This is a genomic window from Streptomyces sp. NPDC003300 (assembly GCF_040610915.1).
GTDB lineage: Bacteria > Actinomycetota > Actinomycetes > Streptomycetales > Streptomycetaceae > Actinacidiphila.
Window position 1 is genome coordinate 51,477 of sequence record NZ_JBEXNE010000031.1, and the last position, 22,143, is coordinate 73,619.

Sequence of the window (22,143 nt, forward strand, 5' to 3'; positions counted from 1 at the left end):
GGCCGTCGAGCCGGTGGGGGCGCCTGTAGCCCGTACGACCACAGGGCCGCCGCCTGCCGGCCAGCTCCACCCGTAAGAGCGCGCCCCACCCGTAGAGCCCGCCCAGCCCGTAGAGCCTGCCCCACCCGTAAGAGCCCGCCCAACCCGTAGAGCCCGTACAGCCCGTCAGCCCGTCAGCCCGTAGAAGAGTTCCCGCTTCCCCGCGACCCCGGAAGGCCACGACCATGGCACCACCCGAAGCCGCCGCGGCCCAGTCCGCGCCGCCCGGTCCGCCGAGCCCGCCACCGGCGGCCGGGGCCGTACTGGAGGCCGTCCGCGTCAGCAAACGCTTCCCCGGCGTGGTGGCGCTCGACGACGTCTCCTTCACCCTGCGCGAGGGCGAGATCCACGCGCTGGTCGGGGAGAACGGCGCGGGCAAGTCGACGCTGATCAAGCTGCTCACCGGGGTCTACCGGCCCGACGACGGCGAACTGCGGCTGGCGGGCGAGCCGATCGCCTTCCACCACCCGCACGAGGCGCAGCGGGCCGGGATCTCGACCATCTACCAGGAGGTGAACCTGGTCCCGCTGATGAGCGTGGCCCGCAACATCTTCCTGGGCCGGGAGCCGAAGAACCGCTTCGGCCTGATCGACTTCCCCCGGATGCACCGCGAGACCGCGGAACTCCTCGGCGGCTTCGGCATCACCGCCGACCCGCGCCGCCCGCTGCACACCCTGGGCATCGGCACCCAGCAGATGGTCGCGCTCGCCCGCGCCGTCTCCGTGCGGGCCCGGGTGGTCGTCATGGACGAGCCCACCTCGTCGCTCGAACCGCGCGAGGTCGAGACCCTGTTCCGGGTGATCCGTGAGCTGCACGAGCGCGGCATCTCGATCCTGTACGTCAGCCACCGGATGGACGAGCTGTACCGGATCTGCGACCGCGTCACCGTCCTGCGCGACGGCCGCCTCGTGCACAGCGGCGACCTGGCCGACACCGACCGGGTGCGGCTGGTCTCGCTGATGCTCGGCCGGGAGATCGCCGAGGTCCGCAGGCACGGTGCCACCAGCTTCGGCGAGGGACACACCGCCGAGCGCCAACCGGTGCTCACGGCCAAAGGACTGACCCGCCGTCATCTGCTGCACGACATCGGCCTGAACCTGCGGCCCGGCGAAGTGCTGGGCCTCGGCGGCCTGTTGGGCTCGGGGCGCAGCGAGACCGCCAAGGCGCTGTCCGGGGCGCTGTCACTGGACAGCGGCGAGGTCACCGTCGGCGGGCACACCGTGCGCCGCCTCACCCCGTCCGCCGCGATCAGGGCCGGGATCAGCCTGCTGCCCGAGGACCGCAAGGCCGAGGGCATCGTGCCGGGCCTCTCGGTCCGGGAGAACATCGTGCTGGCCGCGATGCCCCGGCTGTCCCGCGCCGGGATCGTGTCCCGGCAGCGGCAGGACCGGATCGTCGACATCTTCATGAAGCGGCTGCGGATCAAGGCCGCGGGCCCCGAGCAGAAGGTCGGCGAGCTGTCCGGCGGCAACCAGCAGAAGGTGCTGCTGGCCCGCTGGCTCTGCCTGGAGCCGAAGGTGCTGCTGCTGGACGAGCCCACCCGCGGCATCGACGTCGGCGCCAAGGCCGAGGTGCAGTCGCTGATCGACGACCTCGCGGGAGAGGGCCTGGCCGTCCTGCTGATCTCCTCCGACATCGAGGAGCTGGTCGAGGGCGCCGACCGCATCGTGGTGCTGCGCGCCGGAGCGGTGGCCGGTGAGCTGACCGGCGACGACGTCGAGGAGAGCGCGTTGCTCGCCGTACTGGCGGAGACCGGGGACGACGACAGCGCCGCCGCGCCGGACACCGACCCGGAACCCGCAGCCGCCGACGCGGAGCCCGCAGCCGCCGACCCGGAGCCCGTACCCGCCGACGCAGAGCCCGCACCCGCTCCCGCGGCGGATTCCGGCTCCGCCACCGCGAAGGAGGACCCGCGATGACCTCGGCCCCGTACTCACTCCCGCGCGGCCTGGACCGGTCGCGGATCGCGGACTGGCTCCAGCGGTACGGCGTGTACGCCGCGGTCGCCGCGCTGCTGGTCTTCAACGGCGTCTTCACCGACCACTTCATGACGACGGACAATCTGCGCACGCAGCTCGTCCAGGTCTCCCCCGTCGTCATCGTGGCGCTGGGCATGGCGCTGGTGATCGGCACCGAGGGCGTCGACCTGTCGGTGGGCTCCACGATGGCGCTGGCCAGTTCCGTGCTGCCGCTCTACCTCGGATACGGCCTGCTGCCCGCGCTGTCGGTGGCGCTGCTCGCCGGTGTGCTCGTCGGCCTGATCAACGGCTCGCTGGTGTCGCTGGTCGGGCTGCAACCCATCGTGGCCACTCTGGCGCTCTTCGTCGGCGGCCGGGGCCTGGCCCTGGTCATCGCCGACGGGAAGCTCAAGCAGATCGAGAACCAGAATCTGCTGGACCTCGGCACGAACAGCGTGCTCGGCGTCCCGATCGTCGTGCTGATCGCGGGCGTGCTCGCGCTGTTGGTCGCCTTTCTGGTGCAACGCACCACCTTCGGACGCCAGTTGGTGGCCATCGGCGGCAACCGCGCCGCGGCCAGGCTCGCCGGACTTCCCGTCAAACGGGTGCTGATCGGCGTGTACGTGCTGTGCGGGGTGCTGGCCTCGCTCGCGGGTGTGCTCGCCACCGCGCGGCTGACCGCCAGCGACCCGTCCTCGCTGGGCAATCTGATGGAGCTGTCGGCCATCACCGCGGTCGTGGTCGGTGGCACCCCGCTGACCGGCGGCTCGGTACGCGTCCTCGGCACGGTGTTCGGCGCGCTGCTGATGCAGCTCCTGCACGCCACGCTCGTCACCCACAATCTGCACGACTCCACCGCCCAGATGGTCCAGGCGGGCATCATCCTCGTCGCCGTCTACGTCGCCCGGGAGCGTCGATCCCGATGAAAGCCCTCGTGAAAACAGCCGCCCCCGCTCCCGCGCTCGCCGTGGCCGGTGACGCGCCGCTGCCGGTGAGCGCGGAGTCCCGCCCCTCCGGGCGGCAGCGCGCCGCCGAACTCCTCCAGCGCCAGGGCGTCCTGGCCGTCCTCGTCCTGCTCTGCCTGATCTCGTCCTTCGTCTTCGACTCCTTCGCCACCCTCGACAACACGCGCGGCATCACCATCCAGGCGTCGTTCCTGTCGATCGTCGCGCTCGGCATGACGATGGTGATCGTCACCGGCGGCATCGACCTGTCGGTCGGCTCGGTCTTCGCGCTCGGCGGTGTACTGGCCGCGTGGGCCTCGCAGTACGGATTCCTGCCCGCGCTGCTGGTGCCGCTCGTGGTGTGCGGCGCGATCGGCACCTTCAACGGACTGCTGGTCGCGCGGGCCGGGATGGCCCCGTTCATCGTGACGCTGGCCTCGCTGCTCGGCGCGCGCGGGCTGCTGCTCGCGCTCACCCACGAGGGCGCCACCACGTATCTCGTGCCGCGCGGCTCGGCCTTCCAGGAGCTGGGCGGCGGCGCGGTGTGGGGCTTCGGCTACCCGGTGCTGATCGCGCTGGCCCTGTTCGGGGTCGGCGGTCTCGTGCTCCAGCGCACCTCGTTCGGCCAGGCGCTGTTCGCCGTCGGCGGCAGCGGTGACGCGGCGCTGCTGATGGGGCTGCCGGTGGCCCGTACGAAGGTGCTGGTCTATACGCTCAGCGGGCTGCTCGCGGGGCTGGCGGGCGCGTTGAACGCGGCCCGGCTGTCCTCGGGTGTGACCATCATCGGTGTCGGCATGGAGCTGGACGCGATCTCCGCGGTGGTGATCGGCGGCACGCTGCTGGTCGGTGGCGCGGGTTCGGTGTCGGGCACGCTGTGGGGCGTGCTGCTGCTCGGTGTGATCCAGAATCTGATCAATCAGATCGGTTCGCTCAACTCCTCCTACCAGTCGGTGGTCAGCGGCGGCTTCCTGATCGTGGTCGTCGTCGCCCAGCGCTATCTGTCGGCCGCCCGCCGGGGCACCTGACCGGGCCGGGAGGGGCCGTCCGCGATCCGCGGGACCGGCTCCAGCACACTGAGGCCGGAACCGCCGCGCCTCGCACGAGGTCGGCCGAGGGAAGGAACTCCGTGGGCGCCAGCCTGAAGGATGTCGCGCGACTGGCGGGCGTGTCCGTCAAGACCGTGTCGAATGTGGTGAACAACTATCCGCATGTCACGCCGGGGATGCGGGAGCGCGTGCAGCGGGCCATCGACGAGCTGGGCTACCGGCCGAATCTGACGGCCCGCCATCTCCGGAAGGGCCGCACCGGCATCATCGCGCTGGCCGTCCCCGAACTCGGCAACCCGTACTTCGCGGAGCTGGCCGGGGCCGTCATCGACGCCGCCGCCCGGCACGACTACACGGTGCTGCTCGACCACACCGCGGGCCAGCGCGAGAAGGAGGTGCTGGTCTCGCAGGGCTTCCGGGCCCACGTCATCGACGGCCTGATCCTCAGCCCGATCGAATTGGAGGCCGCGGACCTGCTGGGCCGCATGGACGACGCGCCGCTGGTGCTGCTCGGCGAGCGGGAGTACGACGCCCCGTACGACCAGATCGCCATCGACAACGTGGCGGCGGCCCGTACCGCCGTACGGCACCTGACCGGCCTCGGGCACCGGCGGATCGCGTTCCTCGGCGCCCGCAGGGAGAGCGCCAGGCAACCGGCGCACCTGCGACTGCGCGGCTGGCGCGAGGAGTTGGCGGCGGCCGGGCTGCCGGACGACGACTCGCTGGTGGCCGCCACCGACGGCTACGGCCGCTGGGACGGCGCCGCCGCGATGAACGCGCTGCTCGACCGCGGCACCCGCCCCGACGCCGTGTTCGCGTACAACGACCTGATGGCGCTCGGCGCGATGCGGGCCCTGGTCGAGCGCGGGCTGCGGGTGCCGCAGGACGTGTCGGTGGTCGGCTTCGACGACGTCGAGGAGGGCCGCTTCTCGACGATCGCGCTCACCACGGTGTCCCCGGACAAACAGGCCATCGCACGGCTCGCCGTGGAGCGGGTCGTGGCGCGGCTGACCGGTACGCCGCAGATCAGGCCGGAGCGGATCACGCCCGGATACACGCTGGTCACCAGGGAGTCGACCGCGCCCAGAGCGGGGTGAGCGCGCCGCGTAGCGTTGTCCCCGGGGGGTCGGCCACCGGTGCCCGACCCTGGTCGCCCGTGGTCGCGCCCCCGGCCGGTTTCCCCGCCCGGTCTCCCCGTCGTCTTCTCTCCGCCTTCCCGCCGCCTTCCCGCCGCCCTTCCCGCCGTCGGACGCCCGCTGCGTCCGGCATCCATCGCCCCGACCCCCTTTACGAGGACTGCCGATGCCCCGTCCCACCCCGCTCAGCGAACCCTTCGGCACCACTCCCGACGGGTGGCGAGTGGAACGCTGGCGGCTCAGCTCGGCCTCCGGGGTGAGCGCCGAGATCCTCACCTACGGCGGCGTCCTGCACGCGCTGCACGTGCCCGACCCGACGGGCCGCCCCGCCAACGTGGTGCTGTCCCTGCCCGACCTGGCGGCGTACGCCTCCGACACCCCGTACTTCGGCGCGCTCGTCGGCCGTTACGCCAACCGGATCAGCGAGGCCCGCTTCACGCTCAACGGCCGCCACTACCGGCTCCCGGACAACGACGGCGGCCACAATCTGCACGGCGGCCCCGAGGGCTTCGACAGCCGCGTCTGGCGGGCGGAGCCGCTGCCCGGCGCGCTGCGGCTGACGCTGCACAGCCCGGACGGCGACATGGGCTTCCCCGGCGCGATGGACGTCACGGTGACGTACGCGCTCGACGACGACGGGACGCTGTCGCTGGACTTCGAGGCGCGCAGCGACCGGCCGACGGTGGTCAACCTGACCAACCACGCGTACTTCAACCTGGGCGGGTCGGAGGCGAGGGACGGCGCCGAAGCCGCGTCGCGGATCGCGGGAGGCGACGTGCTGCGCCACACCCTGTACGTCGACGCCGACCGCTTCCTGCCCGCCACGCCCGAGTCCATCCCCTGGGGGCCGGAACAGGCCGTGGAGGGGACGCCGTTCGACCTCAACGAGCCGCGCCCCCTCGGCGACGGCGTGCGGGACGCCGACCCGCAGATCAAGACGGCCGGAGGGTACGACCACTGCTTCGTGCTGCGCGGCAACTGCGGCGGTACGGGCGAGGCCGTGGGCGAGCCGCGGGTCGCCGCCGTCCTCTCCGACCCCGACAGCGGCCGGGTGATGGAGGTGCGCACCACGCAACCGGCCATCCAGGTCTACACGGCCAACAAGCTCGACGGTTCGCTGACCGGCCCCGACGGGCGGACGTACCACGCGCACGACGCGGTGTGCCTGGAGACCCAGCACCTGCCGGACTCGCCGAACCACCCCGAGTACCCCTCGACCGAGCTGCGCCCCGACGAGGTCTTCCGCAGCCGCACCGAATTCCGCTTCCCGCACCTGGCGGGCGGCCGGTGACGAGCGCGCCGACCGCACCCCTGCTCGTCGTGGACGGCGCCAACGTCGTCGGCTCGGTGCCCGACGGCTGGTGGCGCGACCGGCGCGGCTCCGCCGAGCGGCTGCGCGACGCGCTCGTACCGCTCGCCGCGTCCGGCCTCGCCGAGGACAGCGGCGCCCCGCCGTGGGCCCGCGGCCACCGGCTGGACATCGTCCTGATCGTCGAGGGCGCGGCGCGCGGCGTCGAGCCGGTACCCGGCGTACGCGTGGAGTCCGCGCCCGGCAGCGGCGACGACCTCATCACCGAGGTCGCCGCCCGCTCCCGCACCGCGGACCCCGACCGCCCGTGCCTCGTCGTCACCGCCGACCGTGGCCTGCGAGCGCGCGTCACGGAGGTCGGCGCGGCCGTCGTGGGGCCGCGGGCGGTCCGGCCACGCTGACGCCGGTGCCCCCGGGGGGCGGGGCTCCGGAGACGCCCGCGCTCGCCGGAAGGCCGTGTCCGATTTCCGCCAGCTCGGGGCGCCGGAGCCCTCGCATACTGGGACGCGTGACAGTCGAGGACAGCAGATACGAGGCGGTGAGCAGCCGGGACGCGCGCTTCGACGGAGTCTTCTTCTTCGCCGTGGCCACGACCGGGATCTACTGCCGTCCGAGCTGCCCCGCGATCACCCCGAAGCGCGAGAACGTGTCCTTCTACGCGACCGCCGCCGCGGCCCAGGGCGCGGGCTTCCGGGCCTGCCGCCGGTGCAGGCCGGACGCGGTGCCGGGTTCCGCCGACTGGAACGCGCGGGCCGACGTGGTGGGCCGCGCGATGCGGCTCATCGGGGACGGCGTCGTCGACCGCGAGGGCGTCGCGGGCCTCGCCACCCGGCTCGGCTACAGCGCCCGGCAGGTGCAGCGGCAGCTCAACGCCGAGCTGGGCGCCGGGCCGATCGCCCTGGCCAGGGCGCAGCGCGGCCACACCGCGCGGGTGCTCCTCCAGACCACCTCGCTCCAGGCCGCCGAGATCGCCTTCGCGTCGGGCTTCGCGAGCGTGCGGCAGTTCAACGAGACGATCCGGGAGATCTACGCCGCCACCCCGACCGAGCTGCGCACGGACGCGCGCTCCGGGCCGGTGGGCGGGGCTGCCGGGGTGCCGCTCCGGCTGGCCTTCCGCGGCCCCTACGCCTCCACGCGGGTCTTCGACTTCCTCGCCGCACGCGCCGTGCCCGGCGTCGAGGAGATCGTCGGCGCCCCCGGCAGCCGTACGTACCGCCGTACCCTGCGGCTGCCCCACGGCACGGGCATCGCCGAGGTCGCCGAGCGGCCCGGCAGGGGCAATTGGCTGGACTGCCGACTCCACCTGGGCGATCTCCGCGACCTCACCACGGCCACCCAGCGCGTCCGCCGGCTCTTCGACCTCGACGCCGATCCGTACGCGGTCGCCGAACGTCTCGGCTGCGACCCGCACTTGGCCCCGCTGGTCGCCGCCCTTCCCGGCCTCCGCTCCCCCGGCTCCCCCGACCCGGCGGAACACGCCGTCCGCGCCGCCCTGGGCGAAGGCGCCGCGCCGTTCTCCCCGGCGCCCCTGGCCGCCTTGGTCGCCCGATACGGCACCCCGCTGAGCGCCCCCGACGGCGCCCTCACACACCTCTTCCCGCGGGCCGAGAATCTGGCCGAGGCCGACCTGGGCAGTCCGGCCGGCCGCTCCCCCGTCAGAGACCTCTGCCGCGCCCTCGCCGACGGTACGGTCGCCCTCGACCCGGGCGCCGACCGCGACGCCGCCGAACGGTCCCTCCTGACCGTCCCCGGCATCACCCCCCTGACCGCGGCCCACATCCGCATGCGCGCTCTCGGCGACCCGGACGTCTTCCCCTCGACGGAGCCGGTGCCGCCCGGGACGGAGAGGTGGCGCCCGTGGCGGTCGTATGCGGCTCATTACTGGTGGGGGGTGGGAGGGGGAGGTAAGGGGTGAGGGGGCGCCTTGCGCGGGCGCACCGTCCTTCCCCTCTTTTGCCGCCCCTCCGCCTCCCCGCGCAGCCGTACCGCAGGGGCGCAGGCTCTTGGGCGCAGCGGTGCCCGGCTGGCTGGGTCAGGGGTGGGGCTTGTTCTTGAGGTTGTCCCGGCGGAGCCGTTCTTCCTCGAAGAGGCGCATGAACTTCCGCATGTGCTCGTCCGGTTCGGGGTCGGCCTCCTCGTCCTCGTCGGTGAGGAGACCCTGTTCGCGCAGTTGCTGGTCCTGGACCATGACGGGCGGGGTGGGGTCGGGGTCGGAGGGGCGGGGGCCCTCGGGACCGTCGGGGCCGATGCGGATGAGGCGTTCGACGCGGATCACGCGGAAGTGGCGTCCTGCGACGTCGAGTTCGTCGCAGCGGTGTTCGTCGAGGTGGTCGGCGGCGCGGGAGTAGATCTCGCGTTGCTCGGGGCTGAGGTCCTTCTGCCAGGGGAGCATGACGCGCAGTTGCATGGCGAGGCCGTCGCGGGCCGCCTGCGGGGTGGTGGCGGTGCCGCTGGAGTCGGGGCGCCAACTGCCGCCGTCGCGTTCCGCGGTCATGAAGGTGGCGGGGAGCAGGACACCGCCGGGGTGGGTGTCGGCGGCGTGCCGTGAGTCGTCGCGGACGTCGGCGGGGACGGTGCCGCTTTTGCGGAGGGCGGCGAGGAGTTCCACCTTGAGGATGCCCTCGGACATGCCGGTCGCGTTGACGGGGTCGATGACCAGGCCCGCGGCGGGGTCGAAGCCGCCGGACTCGCCGGGGCCGCTCGGGTCGGGGTCGGTGTCGCGCGGGGGTTCGGGACCGTCGGGCCCCATGCGGATGAAGCGTTCGGCGCGCACCACGCGGTAGCGGCTGCCGCGTACCGTCACCTCGTCGAGAGCTTCCCAGTCCATGCGCTCGCCCGCGGCGAGGAGTTCGGCCCGCGCCTCGGCGTCACCGGCCTCGTCGGCCGCGTGGGCGAGGCGGCGGAAGTGGGAGCCGAGGCTGTCGCGGGCGTCCTGCGGGGCGAGTCCGCTGAAGTACGGGTGCAACTCCCAGCCGCCGGACTCCAGTTCGCACGCGATGCCGAAGACCGGGCCGCCCGCGAACAGCATCGAGGGGTAGGTTTTTCTCGCCTTCCACGCCTCGATGTCGGCGAGCGCCGCGACCGGGGACTCGGGCGTGGTGACCCGGATCGACTGGTAGGCAGGAACATCGTCGCCGTGCGCATCCATGGGACCAGCATGCCCACACCGCGGGGGCGTACGCGACCCATACGCCAAAGCCGTCATGGGTCCGTGAGTTGACGTGACGCGCGTCCACCGGCAGGTATGGGGGCAACAGTGGTTCAGACCGCGGGCTCCGCGAGCACGTGTCCGATGCCCTCGGGCGAGAGCAGATGCTGCACCGCCAGCCGCCGCGCGCCCTCGATGCCCGCCCTGCGGCCGAGCATCGTGGTCTCGATGGCGACGGTTCTGGTGGCCAGTGGGAGGGCCCTGCGGTAGACGGCGCCGCGGATGTCGGCGAGCAGGTCGTCGTGGAGGCTGGCGATGCTGCCGCCGAGCACGATGGTGTCGGGGTTGTAGAAGCTGACCAGCGAGGCCAGGACGTCGCCGAGCCGTTGGGCGGCCAGCCGTACCTGGCGGCGGGCCACCGGGTCGCCCGCGGCCACGAGGCGGACCACGTCGGCGGCGTGCTCGGCGGGCAACCCTGCCTCCCGCAGCTTCGCCGCGATGGCCGCTCCCGAGGCGACGGCCTCGACGCAGCCGGTGTTGCCGCAGTGGCACAGCACGTCGTCGTGGCCCGGTACGCGGATGTGGCCGATGTCGCCCGCGGCGCCGCTGGCCCCGCGGTGCACGACGCCGCCGGAGACGATGCCGCAGCCGATGCCCGTACCGACCTTGACGTACAGCAGATGGGCGGTGGCCGGACGGTGGCCGTACTCGCCCAGGGCCATCATGTTGACGTCGTTGTCGACGAGGACGGGCGCGTGGTAGCGCCCGGCGAAGAAGCCGGGGACCCGGTAGCCGTCCCAGCCGCGCATGATCGGCGGCCGGATCACCGTACCGGTGCGGGCCTCGACCGGGCCCGGCACGCCGATGCTGATCGCGCGTACGTGGTCGGCGGGGTGTCCCGCGTCGGCCAGCAGGCGGCCGATCTGCTCGTGCACCCCGGTCAGTACGGCCTCGGGTCCCGCGTTGATGTCGAGGGCTTCGGTTGCTTCGGCGAGGACCCGGCCGCCGAGTTCGGCGACGGCGACCGTGCGGTGGGTGGCGCCGAGGTCGACGGCGCAGACCACGGCGTTCCGCGAGGCGAGTTGGAGGGTGAGCGGCGGGCGCCCGCGCTCGGTGGCCATGGTGCCGGTCTCGACCAGCAGTCCCTTGGCGATCAGCAGGTCCACCCGCTGGGCGACCGCGGCCCTGGACAGCCCGGTGGCGGTGGCGAGTTGGCTGCGCCGGGTGGCGCCGCCCGCCACCAGTCCCGCCAGTTCGCTGAGCGCGGTCAACTGCCGGTCGCTTGCGGCTGTCACCGGTTCCTGCCCTCCCCTGCGCCGTACGTCCGTCGTCCCGGTCCGCGTCCTGTGCGGCCCGGCCCCCGATTTATGACAGAAGATAGCGGAAATATTGCCATTGTCAACCGAAACAGCGGTGGCTAGCGTTTCAAGCAAGCGGAAAGGGAGGGCACTTGTGGGCGGGACTAGCTCGGTTACAGCGGGTTCTTCGCTGCGCACGTCATCGCGTCCGGCACTGCGTACGGCCATCGCCGGTGTGGGGATGATCGGCCAGGTGCACCTGGACGCGGTGCGCAGGAGCGGTGCCCCGGTGGTCGGGGTCAGCGCGTCGACGCCCGCGCGGGCCAAGGAGGCCGCGGCGGCGCTCGGGGTCGAGCGGGCCTTCGACTCCTCGGAGGCGCTGGTCACCAGTGACGACGTCGACGTGGTGCACATCTGTACGCCCAACGACGCGCACGCCGGGCTCGCCGAACTGGCGCTGCGGGCGGGCAAGCACGTGGTGTGCGAGAAGCCGCTGACCACGTCGTCGGCCACCGCGGACGCGCTCGCGGCGCTCGCCGCGGACAGCGGTCTGGTGGCGGCGGTGCCGTTCGTCTACCGCTACCACCCGATGGCGGCCGAGGCGCGGTCCCGCGTGCTGGACGGCCGGGCGGGCGAGGTCCGGCTGGTGCACGGCCACTACCTCCAGGACTGGCTCTCGGAGCCGGGCGACACCAACTGGCGGGTCGACGCGGCGGCGGGCGGGCCCTCGCGCGCCTTCGCCGACATCGGCTCGCACTGGTGCGACCTGGTGGAGTGGGTGACCGGGCACCGGATCGCGGAGCTGACCGCGGTCAGCCAGACCGTGGACCGTACGGGTCCCGCCGGCGACGGCGGCGCGCGGGTCAGGCCGGACACCGAGGACGTGGTGCAGCTCCTGTTCCGCACCGACCGCGGCGCCACCGGTTCCGTGACCGTCTCGCAGATCTCGCCCGGCCGGAAGAACCGGCTGTGGTTCGAGGTGGACGGCACGCGGACCTCGCTCGCCTTCGACCAGGAGAACCCCGAGTCGCTGTTCGTCGGCAGCCGCGGTGAGAACGCTGCGGTGCTGCGCGACCCGGCCACGCTCTCGCCCGCCGCGGCCCGGCTCTCGGTGGTCCCCGGCGGCCACCCGATGGGATATCTCGACTGTTTCGCCGCCTTCGTCCGCGATGTGCACGCAGCGATCCGCGCCCCGGGCGCGGCGGGCGGGTCCTCGGCCGACGGCACCGGGGACACGTTCCCCACCTTCGACGACGCCGCCCGCATGGTGCGCCTGACCGAGGCCGTACTGAAATCGGCGGCGGACCGGACCTGGAAAGAGGTCTCCTGAGATGAAGCTGGGCTTCCTGACCGCCTGCCTTCCGCAGCTCCCGCTGGACGAGATCGCCGCGTGGGCGGCCTCGCACGACTACCAGTCGCTGGAGGTGGCCACCTGGCCGTCCACCGGCTCACGGGAGTTCGAGGCCAGCCACATCGACGTGACCGGCTTCGGCAAGCAGCGGGCCGACGAGGTGCGCGGCCTGTTCGACCGGCACGGCCTGACGCTGTCCGCGCTGGCGTACTACGAGAACAACCTGCACCCGGACGAGACCCGCAGGGCGGAGATCGCCGCCCACGTACGCGCCAATGTGGACGCCGCCCAACTGCTGGGCGTGGACTACGTCGGCACGTTCGTCGGCCGCCACCCGGGTCTGACGGTGAAGGAGAACATCGCGCTGGCCGAGCGGGAGCTGCCGCCGCTGGTGGAGTACGCGGGCGAGCGCGGTGTGAAGATCATCATCGAGAACTGCGTGATGGAGGGCTGGCACCCGGACGGCTATCCGGGCAACCTCGCCTACTCCCCCGAGCTGTGGGAGTGGATGTTCGGCCTCGGCCTCTATCTCAACTACGACCCCTCGCACCTGCTGTGGCTGGGCATCGACCCGGTCGAGGCGCTGAAGCCGTACATCGACCGCATTCCGCACGCGCAGGCCAAGGACGCGCAGCTCGACCCGCGGGCCAGGGACCGTTACGGCTTCTTCGGCCGGTCGGTGGCGCGGACCGACGGCTGGGACAGCGGCTGGTGGCGCTACCGGGTGCCGGGGCTCGGCGACGTCGACTGGCGCCGGATCGTCGACACCCTTTACGAGGGCGGCTTCACGGGCACGCTCTCCGTCGAGCACGAGGACCCCGTCTGGAGCGGCGACGTCCAGCGGATCACCCAGGGTCTGGAGATCGCCCACCGCACGCTGCGGCCGTTGATCGTCGGCTGATCCGACCGCGCGTCACCGCCGGCCGCCGCTCCCCCGCACCACCCGCACGCGCAGTACCCGCCGTACCCGCACCCGCCGTACCCGCACCCGCCGTACTTCCAGGAGGCATCGTCACGATGGCCACGCCCTTGAGCATCCAGCTCTACACCCTCCGGGACCAGATCGCCGCCGACCGCGACGGCACGCTGTCCCGCCTCGCCGGGATCGGTTACACCGCCGTCGAGGCGTACGACCCGACGGCCGACCCGACCGGTTTCCGCAAGGTCGCCGACGACTTGGGGCTGAGCGTCAACAGCACGCACGCCTACGCCCTGTTCGACAAGGAGGCGTCGGAGGTCTTCGACGCGATCGCCACGGTCGGCACCGACCTGGTGATCATCCCCGGCGGGATCGCGCACGAGGAGTTCACCACCCCCGACGGTCTCTCGCGCACCGCGGACCTCCTCAACGGCTTCGCCGAGAAGGCCGCCGAGCGCGGTATGCGGATCGGCTACCACAACCACTGGTGGGAGATCGAGCCGCGCTTCGACGGCAGGACCGCGCTGGAGGAGCTGGCGGACCGGCTGGCCCCCGAGGTGTTCCTGGAGGTCGACACGTACTGGGCGGCGGTCGGCGGGGCCGATGTGCCGGCGCTGCTGCGCGCGCTGGGCGACCGGGTGCTGGCGCTGCACGTCAAGGACGGTCCCGGTGTGAAGGACGAGCCGCACACCGCGGTCGGCAAGGGCAGCATCGACGTGCCGTCGATCCTGGCCGCCGCGCCCGACGCGCAGCGGATCGTCGAACTCGACTCCTGCGCGGGCGACATCTTCGAGGCCGTCGCGGAGAGCCTCTCCTACCTCACCGCGCTGGAGCGTTCATGACCACAGGCCCGGTCGGCGTCGCCGTCGTCGGCGCCGGTGTCATCAGCGCGCAGTATCTGGACCATCTCACCGCCTTCCCCGACCTGCGGGTGCTCGCCGTCGCCGACATCGACGTCGAGCGGGCCCGTATGGCGGCCGGGACGTACGGGATTCCGGCCGCGGGCGACCTCGCGTCGGTGCTGGCGATCCCCGAGGTGGAGATCGTCGTCAACCTGACGATCCCGGCCGTGCACGCGGAGGTCGCCACGGCCGCCCTCCAGGCGGGCAAGCACGTCTACGGCGAGAAGCCGCTCGCGCTGGCGCCGGCCGACGGGGCGAAGATCCTGGCCGAGGCGCGGTCGCGCGGGCTGCGGGTCGGGAGCGCTCCCGACACCTTCCTCGGGGCCGGGCTCCAGTCCGCGCAGCGGGCGCTGGCCGCCGGGGTCATCGGCGAACCGGTGAGCGCGACCGCCGTCACGCAGGGGCCCGGCCCCGAGTCGTGGCACCCGAACCCGGAGTTCCTCTTCCAGTACGGTGCCGGGCCGCTGTTCGACATCGGTCCGTACTATCTGACGGCGCTGGTCGCGCTGTTCGGGCCGGTGGCGCGGGTCTCGGCCTCGGCGCGGCAGGCGCGTGCCCAGCGGGTGATCGGTTCCGGGCCGAAGGAGGGCACGTCCTTCGCGGTGGAAGTGCCCACGCACGTGCACGCGTTGCTGGACTTCGCCGGTGGCCCCAGCGGCTCGGCGACCTTCAGCTTCGACTCCTCGGTGCCGCGCCGCCTCATCGAGGTCACCGGCACCGAGGGCACGCTGTCGCTGCCCGACCCGAACACCTTCGAAGGGCCTTTGCAGGTCCGGGCGTTCGGTGACGACGACTGGCGTGACCTGCCCGTCACCGGTACGGTCGCCGGTCGCGGCCTGGGCGTCCTGGACATGGCCCGCGCCATCCGGGGCGGCACCGAGCACCGCGCCTCCGGCGAACTCGCCCAGCACGTACTCGACTTGATGGCCACGGTGACGGACGCCGCGCAAGAGCACACCGTCCGCACCCTCGAAACCAGCGCCCCGGCCGTGTCACCGCTGCCGGACGCGTGGGACCCGGCGGCCTCGACGCTGTCCTGACGCAGCGGTCGACCACCGTCGGCCCCGGTCGGCCCACCCGTGGGGGGATGGGTCGACCGGGGTTTTTCTGAGCACGGTTCACCGCTGCGCAGGTGGGTTCGCCGGTAGCCAGCGAGCCGAAGGCGGCGCCGGTGTCGAAAGGGAGAACGCGCACAGCGACCGAGGAACGAGGGAGCGAGCACGATCGACCGTCGACACCGGATTTAAGCCGCCGGAGGCGAGAGGGCGGCAAAAAAAGGGGATCGCGGTGAGCCTGCGCGAGAGGGCTCCCCAGCACGGCTCGCCGCAACCGCGGCCTCACCCAAGGCGCCCCCCTAGGCCGCGGGCAATTGGTAGTCGGGGAAGTTGCCCGGGAGGCGGTCGAGGGTGGGGCCTTCGGTGACGGCGTGGACGAGGAGTTCGCCGCCGACGAAGGCGCCGCGCCAGGAGGCGCCGAGGCCGCCGAAGAGTTCGTCGCGGTCACCGCGGGAGCGGGGCGCGCCGCGGCCGACCTTGAAGGCGCGGACCTGGGAGGCGAGGCGTTCGGTGGTGCGCGGGTCGTCGCAGGACAGGGCGGCCACCAGGGCGCCGTTGCTGGCGTTCATGGCGGAGAGCAGCTCGGCCTCGGTGTCGACCAGGACGATCGTGTCGACGGGTCCGAAGGGCTCGGTGTGGTGGAGCGGCGAGGACGGCGGAGGGCCCAGCAGCGTGACCGGGGCGAGGTAGGCGGAGGTGTCCTGGCCGGGGAGGAAGAGGCCGGGGTCGAGGGCGCCGTGGTGCAGCGGCACCGCGCCGCGGTCGACGGCCTCGGCGACCAGATCGGCCAGCTCCTTCGCCTTGGCCGCGTTGATCAGCGGCCCGAAGTCGAGTGCGGGCAGCGGGTCGTCGGGCGCGGCGACGGCCAACGGGTGACCGGTCCTGACCGACTTGACCGCCGGGAGGTACGCGGCGAGGAAGTCCGCGAAGCGGGAGCGCTGGACGACGAACCGCGGGTAGGCGGTGCAGCGCTGCTTGGCGTAGTCGAAGAGCTTGGGGATCTGCGCGCCGAAGGCGTCCCAGTCGCTGTACTCCCACAGGCCCCAGCAGTTGAGCCCTTCCTGTTCGAGGATGTGCCGCTTGCCGACGTCGGCGACGGCCGTCGCGATCCGGGCGCCGGTGTCCCGGCCGCCGACGAAGGAGACGCAGCCGATCTCCGAGGACTGCACCAGGGCCTCGGAGAGTTCGCCGCCGCTGCCGCTGACCAGCGTGACGGGAATGCCCTCGCGCCTGGCGAGCGCGGCGGCGAGGGTGAGGCAGGCCAGGCCGCCGTCGGTGGGCGTCTTGGCGATGACCGCGTTGCCCGCGAGCGCCTGGACGAGCATGGCGTGCACCAGCACGCTCATCGGGTAGTTCCAGCTCGCGATGTTGGAGACGGGACCGGCAAGTGCGGTGCGGCCCGCCACCATCGGCTCGATGCCGTCCACGTACCAGCGGACGCCGTCGATGGCCCGGTCCACGTCGGCGCGGGCCAGCCGCCAGGGCTTGCCGATCTCCCAGACCAGCAACAGGGCCAGCAGGTCGCGGTGTTCGGTGAGGGCGTCCAGAGTCGCCGAGACGCGCGCCTTGCGGTCGGGCAGTGGTACGTGCCGCCAGCTCCGGTGTTCGTCGAGCGCGGCGCGTACCGCCTGTCGCGCGGTGGCCGCGTCGAGCCGGGGCGGCCCGGCTATCGGGCTGCCGTCGACCGGTGAAGTGGCGGGCAGCGGGCGGCCGTCGGCCTGCCAGCGGCCGTCCCACAGGTTCAGCACACGGTCGTCGCGGAATGCCTCGGGCGCGGTCCGCAGGGCGCGCCGCCACGCGTCGCTCCAGGCCGTTCCGGGCTTGAGGATGAGGGTCATTCGGAACTCCGCTCTCGTCGGGGGGCGGAACTCGCGCGGCGCACCACCGCGCGTCTGCCGACGATAGCGACTGGACTCCCGGGGGTTCCGGTGTTCGACCACGGGTGTGTCGGTCGTCACCGTGCCCGGCCACGGCACGGGAGGAGGCGGGTTACGGCGCGGGAGAGCGGGGGTCACCGCACGGGAGAGGGGCCGGCCGACGGGATGCGCCCCCTGTGCCGGCCGGCCCCACTGTGTCCCCCGTGTACCCCTGTGTGACTAGGGGTAGCTGGTCAGGTACGTGACCTGATGGCCGCTGTTCACGGCCGCTCCCGTGGTGTTGATGACATGGCTGATGGTGCCGACACCGCCGAGCGAGACGGTCACCATGTCGTGGAACTTCACCCCGGAGGTGTTGGGCACCTGGAAGGAGTTGGCCGACACCACCGAGGAGTTGGCGGAGAAGTAGCAGTAGCTGCCGAGCCCCCACGCCTCATGGCTGGTGACCGAGTCGGCCACCTTGTAGGCGGGGTAGCCCTGCGAGGAACCGTTCATCCAGGAAGCCTGGTTGGGCGGGTCGTAGGGCATCTCGTTCTGGAAGAAGTACGTTCTGCCGCCGTTGCCGTTCCACTGCACCTGGGTCTGCTGGTAGTGCTCGACGAACAGGCCGTACATGGTGACGTTCTGGCCGTTGACGACGAGGCCCGTGGCTGCGGTGTTGGTGTTCCAGCCGACGGTGCCGCCGTTGCCGTGGTCGGCGCGCCACAGCCACATGTGGTCGCCGATGACGTTGTTGCTGTTGACGACCAGCGACTGGGTGGCCTTGCCGACGGCCGCGCCGCCGATCCGGAAGAAGACGTCGGACAGGCTGGTCGGGTCGGCCGCGTGGTTGGCGGACGAGCCGGCCGGGCCGATCTGCATCAGCGTCTGCGAGTTGGTGGTGCCCGCGTCGATGAGCAGCCCGGCCAGCTTCACACCGTCCACGTCGGCCGTGGTCAGCGCGGTGACGCCGCCGTCCGGGACGAGCGTGGCCAGACCGAGACCGAGGACGACGGTGTCGGGCCGGGTCACGTTGATCGTCTGGTTGAGGTGGTAGACACCCGGCGTGAACAGCAGGTTCTTGCCCGCCGCGAGCGCCGCGTTGATGTCCGAGGCGGTGTTGCCCGGCTTGACGATGAAGAACTGGTCGATCGGCAGCGACTGTCCCGCCGGCGTCTTGCCGCTCCAGGTGGTGCCGGACGCGTTGGACTGGAGGGCGGGCACGAAGACCTGGTACTTGCCCGCGCTGTCGATGTACAGGAAGGGCTTCTCGCGCACCACGGGCGCGCTGGCGACGGTGGTGTACGTCGGGAAGCTCTGCGCGGGCGCGCCCTTGTCGCCGACGAAGACCATGTTCCAGTTGGAGCCGCTCCAGGACCCCATCTCGGTGTCCTTGGTGAGGAACTGCTGCTGGGAACCGGACTGGATCTGCCCGTCGATCTTGGAGTCGGAGATGAAGCCGCCGCTCGACCAGCCGCCGTCGTCCAGCGCGAGGTTGCCGCGGACGTGCATCCGCCGGTACGGGGCGGCCTGCGAGACGGCCCAACGGTCGCTGCCGCCGGTCGGGTTGACGGACATGTTCTCGGCGTCACGCCAGAAGTTCTGGGTGGCGTTGCCCTGGAACCAGTCGGCCTCGGCGTGCACCTTGCCGTTGATGGTGACCGAGTCGGGGCTCAGGCCGAGTCCTGCGACCTGGGTGTAGAAGCCGACGTTGACGTCCGCGCTGTAGGTGCCGGGCTTGAAGAGCACCGCGTAGCGCTGGCTGCCGAACTGGTTGGTCTCCTGCTGGCTGAAGATCGAGTTCAGCTTGGACTGGATGGTCGAGGCGGACATCGACGGGTCGAAGACGACCGTGTTCGGGCCGAGGTCGGGGTCGCCGCCGCTGGGCGGGGTGGTCGGCGGCGTGGTGCCGCCGCCGCTGCCGCTGACGTTGAACGACTGCGCGGTGGTGCCGTTGCACGTGTACTGCTGGAGCTGCACACTGTCGGCGGTCGACGCGCCGGGCACGTCGAGGCACTTGCCGCTGTTGCGGTTGACGAAGTGGAAGGCGCCGCTGCTCTCGGCGACGGGCTGCCACTGCTGGTTGCTGCCGCCGCCGTACAGCCAGAGCTGTGTGGTGGCGCTGTCGGCGGTGGAGACGCCGGTGACGTCCCACACCTGGGCGGGCGCGGTGGACACGCCGATCCGGTAGTAGCCGCTGTCGGTGGCGGTGAACTGCCACTGCTGGGCGGCGCTTCCGTTGCAGGCGTACTGCTGCACCGCTGTGCCGTTGGCGGTGGCCGCGGCGCGGGCGTCCACGCACTTGCCGCTGCTGACGCTGGTGACGCTGGCCGGGGCGGCCGGGATGGTGGCGGCGCCCGCGTCCCGTGCGGTGACCAGGGCGATACAGGCCGAGACCGGCAGGACGAGCGCCGCCGCTATGGCGGCTGTTCGTCTGCGGGTGCGGGATGTGCGGGTGGGCGTGCCGGGCACGGTGGGGACCTGAGTCACACGTGTCTCCTCGGTCGCGTTGTGGGGTCGCGATGCGGTGTGGACGCTAGGGGCCGCCCGTCGGCGAGTCAATACACATCAAAAAATAAGTCGTGAACTATCCGGCCGGAAAAGAGGGCCCGGCCGTCCCGGCCGGGCCCTCGGAGCGCGTCTGACGGTGAGTCAGGAACTGATCGTGTCCGTCGTCAGCAGGCCGATCAGCAGGAAGCCGACCACGATCCGGTAGATCACGAAGGAGTTGAACGAGTGCTTGGCGACGAACTTCAGCAGCCAGGCGATGGAGACGTAGGCGATCACGAACGACACCACGGTGCCGACGGCGAGCGCGGGCACGCCGACGCCCCCGCTGGTGGCGTCCTTCAACTCGTACAGCCCCGCGCCGGTGAGGGCGGGCAGGCCGAGGAAGAACGACAGGCGGGTGGCGGCCACCCGGTCCAGGTCGCGGATGAGCGCGGTGGAGATGGTGGCGCCCGACCGGGAGAAGCCGGGGAAGAGCAGCGCGAGGATCTGCGAACAGCCGACGATCATCGCGTCCTTGAAGGTGACCTGGTCCTCGCCGCGCTTGAATCGCGCCATCTGCTCGGCGCACCACATGACGACGCTGCCGCCGATCAGCGAGAAGGCGACGACCCACAAGGACGCGAGGGCGCCGTCGATCAGCGGCTTGGCGGCCAGTCCGACGACGACGATCGGGATGGTCGCGTAGATCACCCACCAGGTGAACTTGTAGTCGTGGTTGTCGCGCTCCCTCTTGTTCGCGAGCCCCTTGAACCAGGCGCCGACGAACCGCTTGATGTCGGAGAAGAAGTAGACGAAGACGGCGGCGATGGCGCCGGTCTGGATCACCGCGGTGAAGCCGACGACAGCCTTGTCGTCCACCGGGATGTTCATCAGGCCCTCGGTCATTTTCAGGTGCCCGGTGGAGGAGACCGGAAGGAACTCGGTCACTCCTTCCACGACGCCGAGAATGACGGCTTGGCCGACGCCGATGACGCTCATTGGGTGGTCCCGCCCCTTGTCCGCCGGTGATCGCCCCGGCCCGTTACGACTACATGTTCGTAGACAACGGTCAGACTTTAGAGGATCGGCGGCCGGACCCCGAATCCGGGGCCCGGCCGCCGCGGGAGGCGGATCAGCAGGCGCCGAGGTCCTGCCAGACACCCCACTCACCGGTGGTGCCGGGCGTCTCGCCCGTCGTCCACCACTTGGCCTTCCAGGTGTGACCGGCGTACGAGACGGTGTTGCCGCCCACGTAGACCGCGCTGCTGTTCCACGCGGTGGCGGTGCAGCCGGTGGTGGTCCCGGTGACCGTGAGCGTGTACGCGGCGGTGTGGGTCGTGGTGCCCGCCTTGCCGGTGACGGTCAGGGTGTACGTGCCGGGGGCCGCCGAGGCCGTGGTGGCGACCGACAAGGTGGCGTTGCCGCCCGCGGTCACCGAGGTCGGGCTGAGCGTGGCGGTGACACCGGCCGGGGCGCCGGAGACCGTCAGCGCGACGGACTGCGCGGTGCCGGAGGCGACGGCGGTGTGCACGCTGGAGGTGGTGGAACCGCCCGGCGCGACGGAGCCGGAGGCCGGGGTCAGCGACACCGAGAAGTCGTTCGCCGGGGGCGGGGTGGTGGTGCCGCCGCCGGTGAAGGGCTGGAAGGTGTGGCTGAACTGCCAGGTGCTCTGTGCGACGCCGGAGCAGGTGTCGGAGCCGCCCTGGCCGGGGCAGCCGCCGTTGTCGCGCTGGAGCGCCCAGAAGGACAGCGTGTTGATGCCCTTGCTGACCGCCCAGTTGTAGACGGTGGTGGCGTTGGCGGTGGTGAAGGTCTCGGCCGCGCCGAAGTCGTCGATGCCGGGCATCTCCGTGACGCCGACCATGCCCCAGATCTGCGCGTCGGTCTTCGACGGGTAGAGCCCGGCGAGCTGGTCGTGCAGGCCGGTGGCGGCGGTCTGGGTGTCGGTCGCCATGTTGTGCGTGGCGTTGTCGTAGTAGTCGAACGTCATCAGGTTCACGACGTCGACCTTGACGCCGTTGGAGATGGCGTTCTGGATCACCGACAGGCCCGAGCCGTCGCCCGCGGTGCCGGTGGTCAGCCCGTGGGTGGTGGTCGGCAGGGTGTAGGAGAACTGCACCGAGCGGCCGTTGCTCGCCGCCCAGTCCTGGACCATCTTCACGGCCTTGTTGCGGCGGTCGATGCCGCCGGCGTTGGTCAGCGAGTTGTCCTCGATGTCGAGGTCGATCCGGCTGATGTCGTAGGTCGTGATGACCTTCTCGTAGGCCGCGGCGATCGAGCTGACGTTGGTGCAACTGTCGGCGATCTCGGTGCCGCTGTTGTCGGCCGCGTAACCGCCGAAGGACGGGATGACGTCGCCGCCGCCCGCCTGGAGGGTGTCGATGTCGGCGCCGAAGTTCGCCTGGGCGATCGGCAGCGAGCTGTCGCCGTTCCAGTACGGGGTGCAGGAGCCGACGGACGGCGTCTGGATGAACGCCATGGTGAGGAATTTGTTGCCGGAGGCCGACGCCAGGCCGGAGAGGCTGTCGCCGTTGTACGCCTCGAAGTACGGGGCGAACACGTGGGCGGGCAGCGGGGTGGCGGCGTGGGCGGTGCCGCTGCCGGTCAGGGCGAGCCCGGCCGCCGCGGTGGCGGTGACGAGTCCGGTGAGCAACGCGCGGAGGGGTCTGCGAACGGGTCCGGTCATGGACCG

17 protein-coding genes are annotated in these 22,143 nt (G+C 72.0%); 11 read left to right on the forward strand and 6 right to left on the reverse strand.

Going from position 1 to position 22,143, the window contains the following annotated elements; genetic code table 11:
- Nucleotides 1-224: 224 nt before the first annotated feature.
- The 7 genes from ABZX65_RS31565 to ABZX65_RS31595 all read left to right on the forward strand — a co-directional run bounded on the left by ABZX65_RS31565 (nucleotide 225) and on the right by ABZX65_RS31595 (nucleotide 8,347).
- Nucleotides 225-1,958: a sugar ABC transporter ATP-binding protein gene (locus ABZX65_RS31565; protein ID WP_355347750.1), complete on the forward strand. Its 1,734-nt coding sequence runs from the start codon at nucleotides 225-227 to the stop codon at nucleotides 1,956-1,958.
- Nucleotides 1,955-2,923, forward strand: coding sequence for an ABC transporter permease (locus ABZX65_RS31570; protein ID WP_355347753.1), 969 nt, complete (start codon nucleotides 1,955-1,957; stop codon nucleotides 2,921-2,923). The genes ABZX65_RS31565 and ABZX65_RS31570 overlap by 4 nt, the downstream gene beginning before the upstream one ends.
- 59 nt (nucleotides 2,924-2,982) lie before the next feature.
- Nucleotides 2,983-3,966, forward strand: coding sequence for an ABC transporter permease (locus tag ABZX65_RS31575; RefSeq protein WP_355347811.1), 984 nt, complete (start codon nucleotides 2,983-2,985; stop codon nucleotides 3,964-3,966).
- Nucleotides 3,967-4,067: 101 nt separating this feature from the next.
- Entirely contained in the window at nucleotides 4,068-5,084 is a 1,017-nt protein-coding gene (locus ABZX65_RS31580) for a LacI family DNA-binding transcriptional regulator (RefSeq protein ID WP_355347756.1), read from the forward strand.
- A gap of 205 nt (nucleotides 5,085-5,289) precedes the next feature.
- On the forward strand, nucleotides 5,290-6,414 hold the full coding sequence (locus tag ABZX65_RS31585; RefSeq protein WP_355347759.1) for an aldose epimerase family protein: 1,125 nt from the start codon (nucleotides 5,290-5,292) through the stop codon (nucleotides 6,412-6,414).
- A complete protein-coding gene (locus tag ABZX65_RS31590; protein ID WP_355347762.1) occupies nucleotides 6,411-6,833 on the forward strand; it encodes an NTP pyrophosphohydrolase in 423 nt (140 codons plus the stop codon). The genes ABZX65_RS31585 and ABZX65_RS31590 overlap by 4 nt, the downstream gene beginning before the upstream one ends.
- Before the next feature lie 107 nt (nucleotides 6,834-6,940).
- Nucleotides 6,941-8,347 carry an AlkA N-terminal domain-containing protein gene (locus tag ABZX65_RS31595; protein ID WP_355347765.1) on the forward strand — a complete coding sequence of 469 codons (1,407 nt, stop codon included), beginning with the start codon at nucleotides 6,941-6,943 and terminating at the stop codon, nucleotides 8,345-8,347.
- Between the two features lie 117 nt (nucleotides 8,348-8,464).
- Here the strand turns inward: ABZX65_RS31595 and ABZX65_RS31600 are convergent, their stop codons facing one another.
- Together ABZX65_RS31600 and ABZX65_RS31605 are read right to left on the reverse strand one after the other, a co-directional pair.
- On the reverse strand, nucleotides 8,465-9,580 hold the full coding sequence (locus ABZX65_RS31600; RefSeq protein ID WP_355347768.1) for a DUF5954 family protein: 1,116 nt from the start codon (nucleotides 9,578-9,580) through the stop codon (nucleotides 8,465-8,467).
- 113 nt (nucleotides 9,581-9,693) lie between these two features.
- A complete protein-coding gene (locus ABZX65_RS31605; protein ID WP_317452715.1) occupies nucleotides 9,694-10,875 on the reverse strand; it encodes an ROK family protein in 1,182 nt (393 codons plus the stop codon).
- Between the two features lie 157 nt (nucleotides 10,876-11,032).
- On the opposite strand from ABZX65_RS31605, the gene ABZX65_RS31610 reads away from it, so the two are divergent.
- From ABZX65_RS31610 to ABZX65_RS31625, 4 genes are all read left to right on the forward strand, one after another.
- Nucleotides 11,033-12,208, forward strand: coding sequence for a Gfo/Idh/MocA family oxidoreductase (locus ABZX65_RS31610; RefSeq protein WP_355347772.1), 1,176 nt, complete (start codon nucleotides 11,033-11,035; stop codon nucleotides 12,206-12,208).
- A gap of 1 nt (nucleotide 12,209) precedes the next feature.
- Nucleotides 12,210-13,130: a sugar phosphate isomerase/epimerase gene (locus tag ABZX65_RS31615; RefSeq protein WP_355347775.1), complete on the forward strand. Its 921-nt coding sequence runs from the start codon at nucleotides 12,210-12,212 to the stop codon at nucleotides 13,128-13,130.
- A gap of 116 nt (nucleotides 13,131-13,246) precedes the next feature.
- Nucleotides 13,247-13,990, forward strand: coding sequence for a sugar phosphate isomerase/epimerase (locus ABZX65_RS31620; RefSeq protein ID WP_355347778.1), 744 nt, complete (start codon nucleotides 13,247-13,249; stop codon nucleotides 13,988-13,990).
- Nucleotides 13,987-15,090: a Gfo/Idh/MocA family oxidoreductase gene (locus ABZX65_RS31625; RefSeq protein ID WP_355347781.1), complete on the forward strand. Its 1,104-nt coding sequence runs from the start codon at nucleotides 13,987-13,989 to the stop codon at nucleotides 15,088-15,090. Before ABZX65_RS31620 ends, ABZX65_RS31625 begins: the two co-directional genes overlap by 4 nt.
- 314 nt (nucleotides 15,091-15,404) lie before the next feature.
- Here the strand turns inward: ABZX65_RS31625 and ABZX65_RS31630 are convergent, their stop codons facing one another.
- From ABZX65_RS31630 to ABZX65_RS31645, 4 genes are all read right to left on the reverse strand, one after another.
- Nucleotides 15,405-16,943 (reverse strand): aldehyde dehydrogenase family protein, encoded by a 1,539-nt coding sequence (locus ABZX65_RS31630; RefSeq protein ID WP_355347784.1) that lies wholly within the window; start codon nucleotides 16,941-16,943, stop codon nucleotides 15,405-15,407.
- 258 nt (nucleotides 16,944-17,201) lie between these two features.
- The gene (locus ABZX65_RS31635) at nucleotides 17,202-19,346 is read right to left on the reverse strand and encodes an RICIN domain-containing protein (RefSeq protein WP_355347814.1); all 2,145 of its coding nucleotides are present in this window, start codon (nucleotides 19,344-19,346) and stop codon (nucleotides 17,202-17,204) included.
- Nucleotides 19,347-19,613: 267 nt separating this feature from the next.
- A complete protein-coding gene (locus ABZX65_RS31640; protein ID WP_355347787.1) occupies nucleotides 19,614-20,450 on the reverse strand; it encodes an undecaprenyl-diphosphate phosphatase in 837 nt (278 codons plus the stop codon).
- Nucleotides 20,451-20,583: 133 nt separating this feature from the next.
- Nucleotides 20,584-22,137 (reverse strand): chitinase, encoded by a 1,554-nt coding sequence (locus tag ABZX65_RS31645; RefSeq protein WP_355347790.1) that lies wholly within the window; start codon nucleotides 22,135-22,137, stop codon nucleotides 20,584-20,586.
- Nucleotides 22,138-22,143 lie beyond the last annotated feature (6 nt).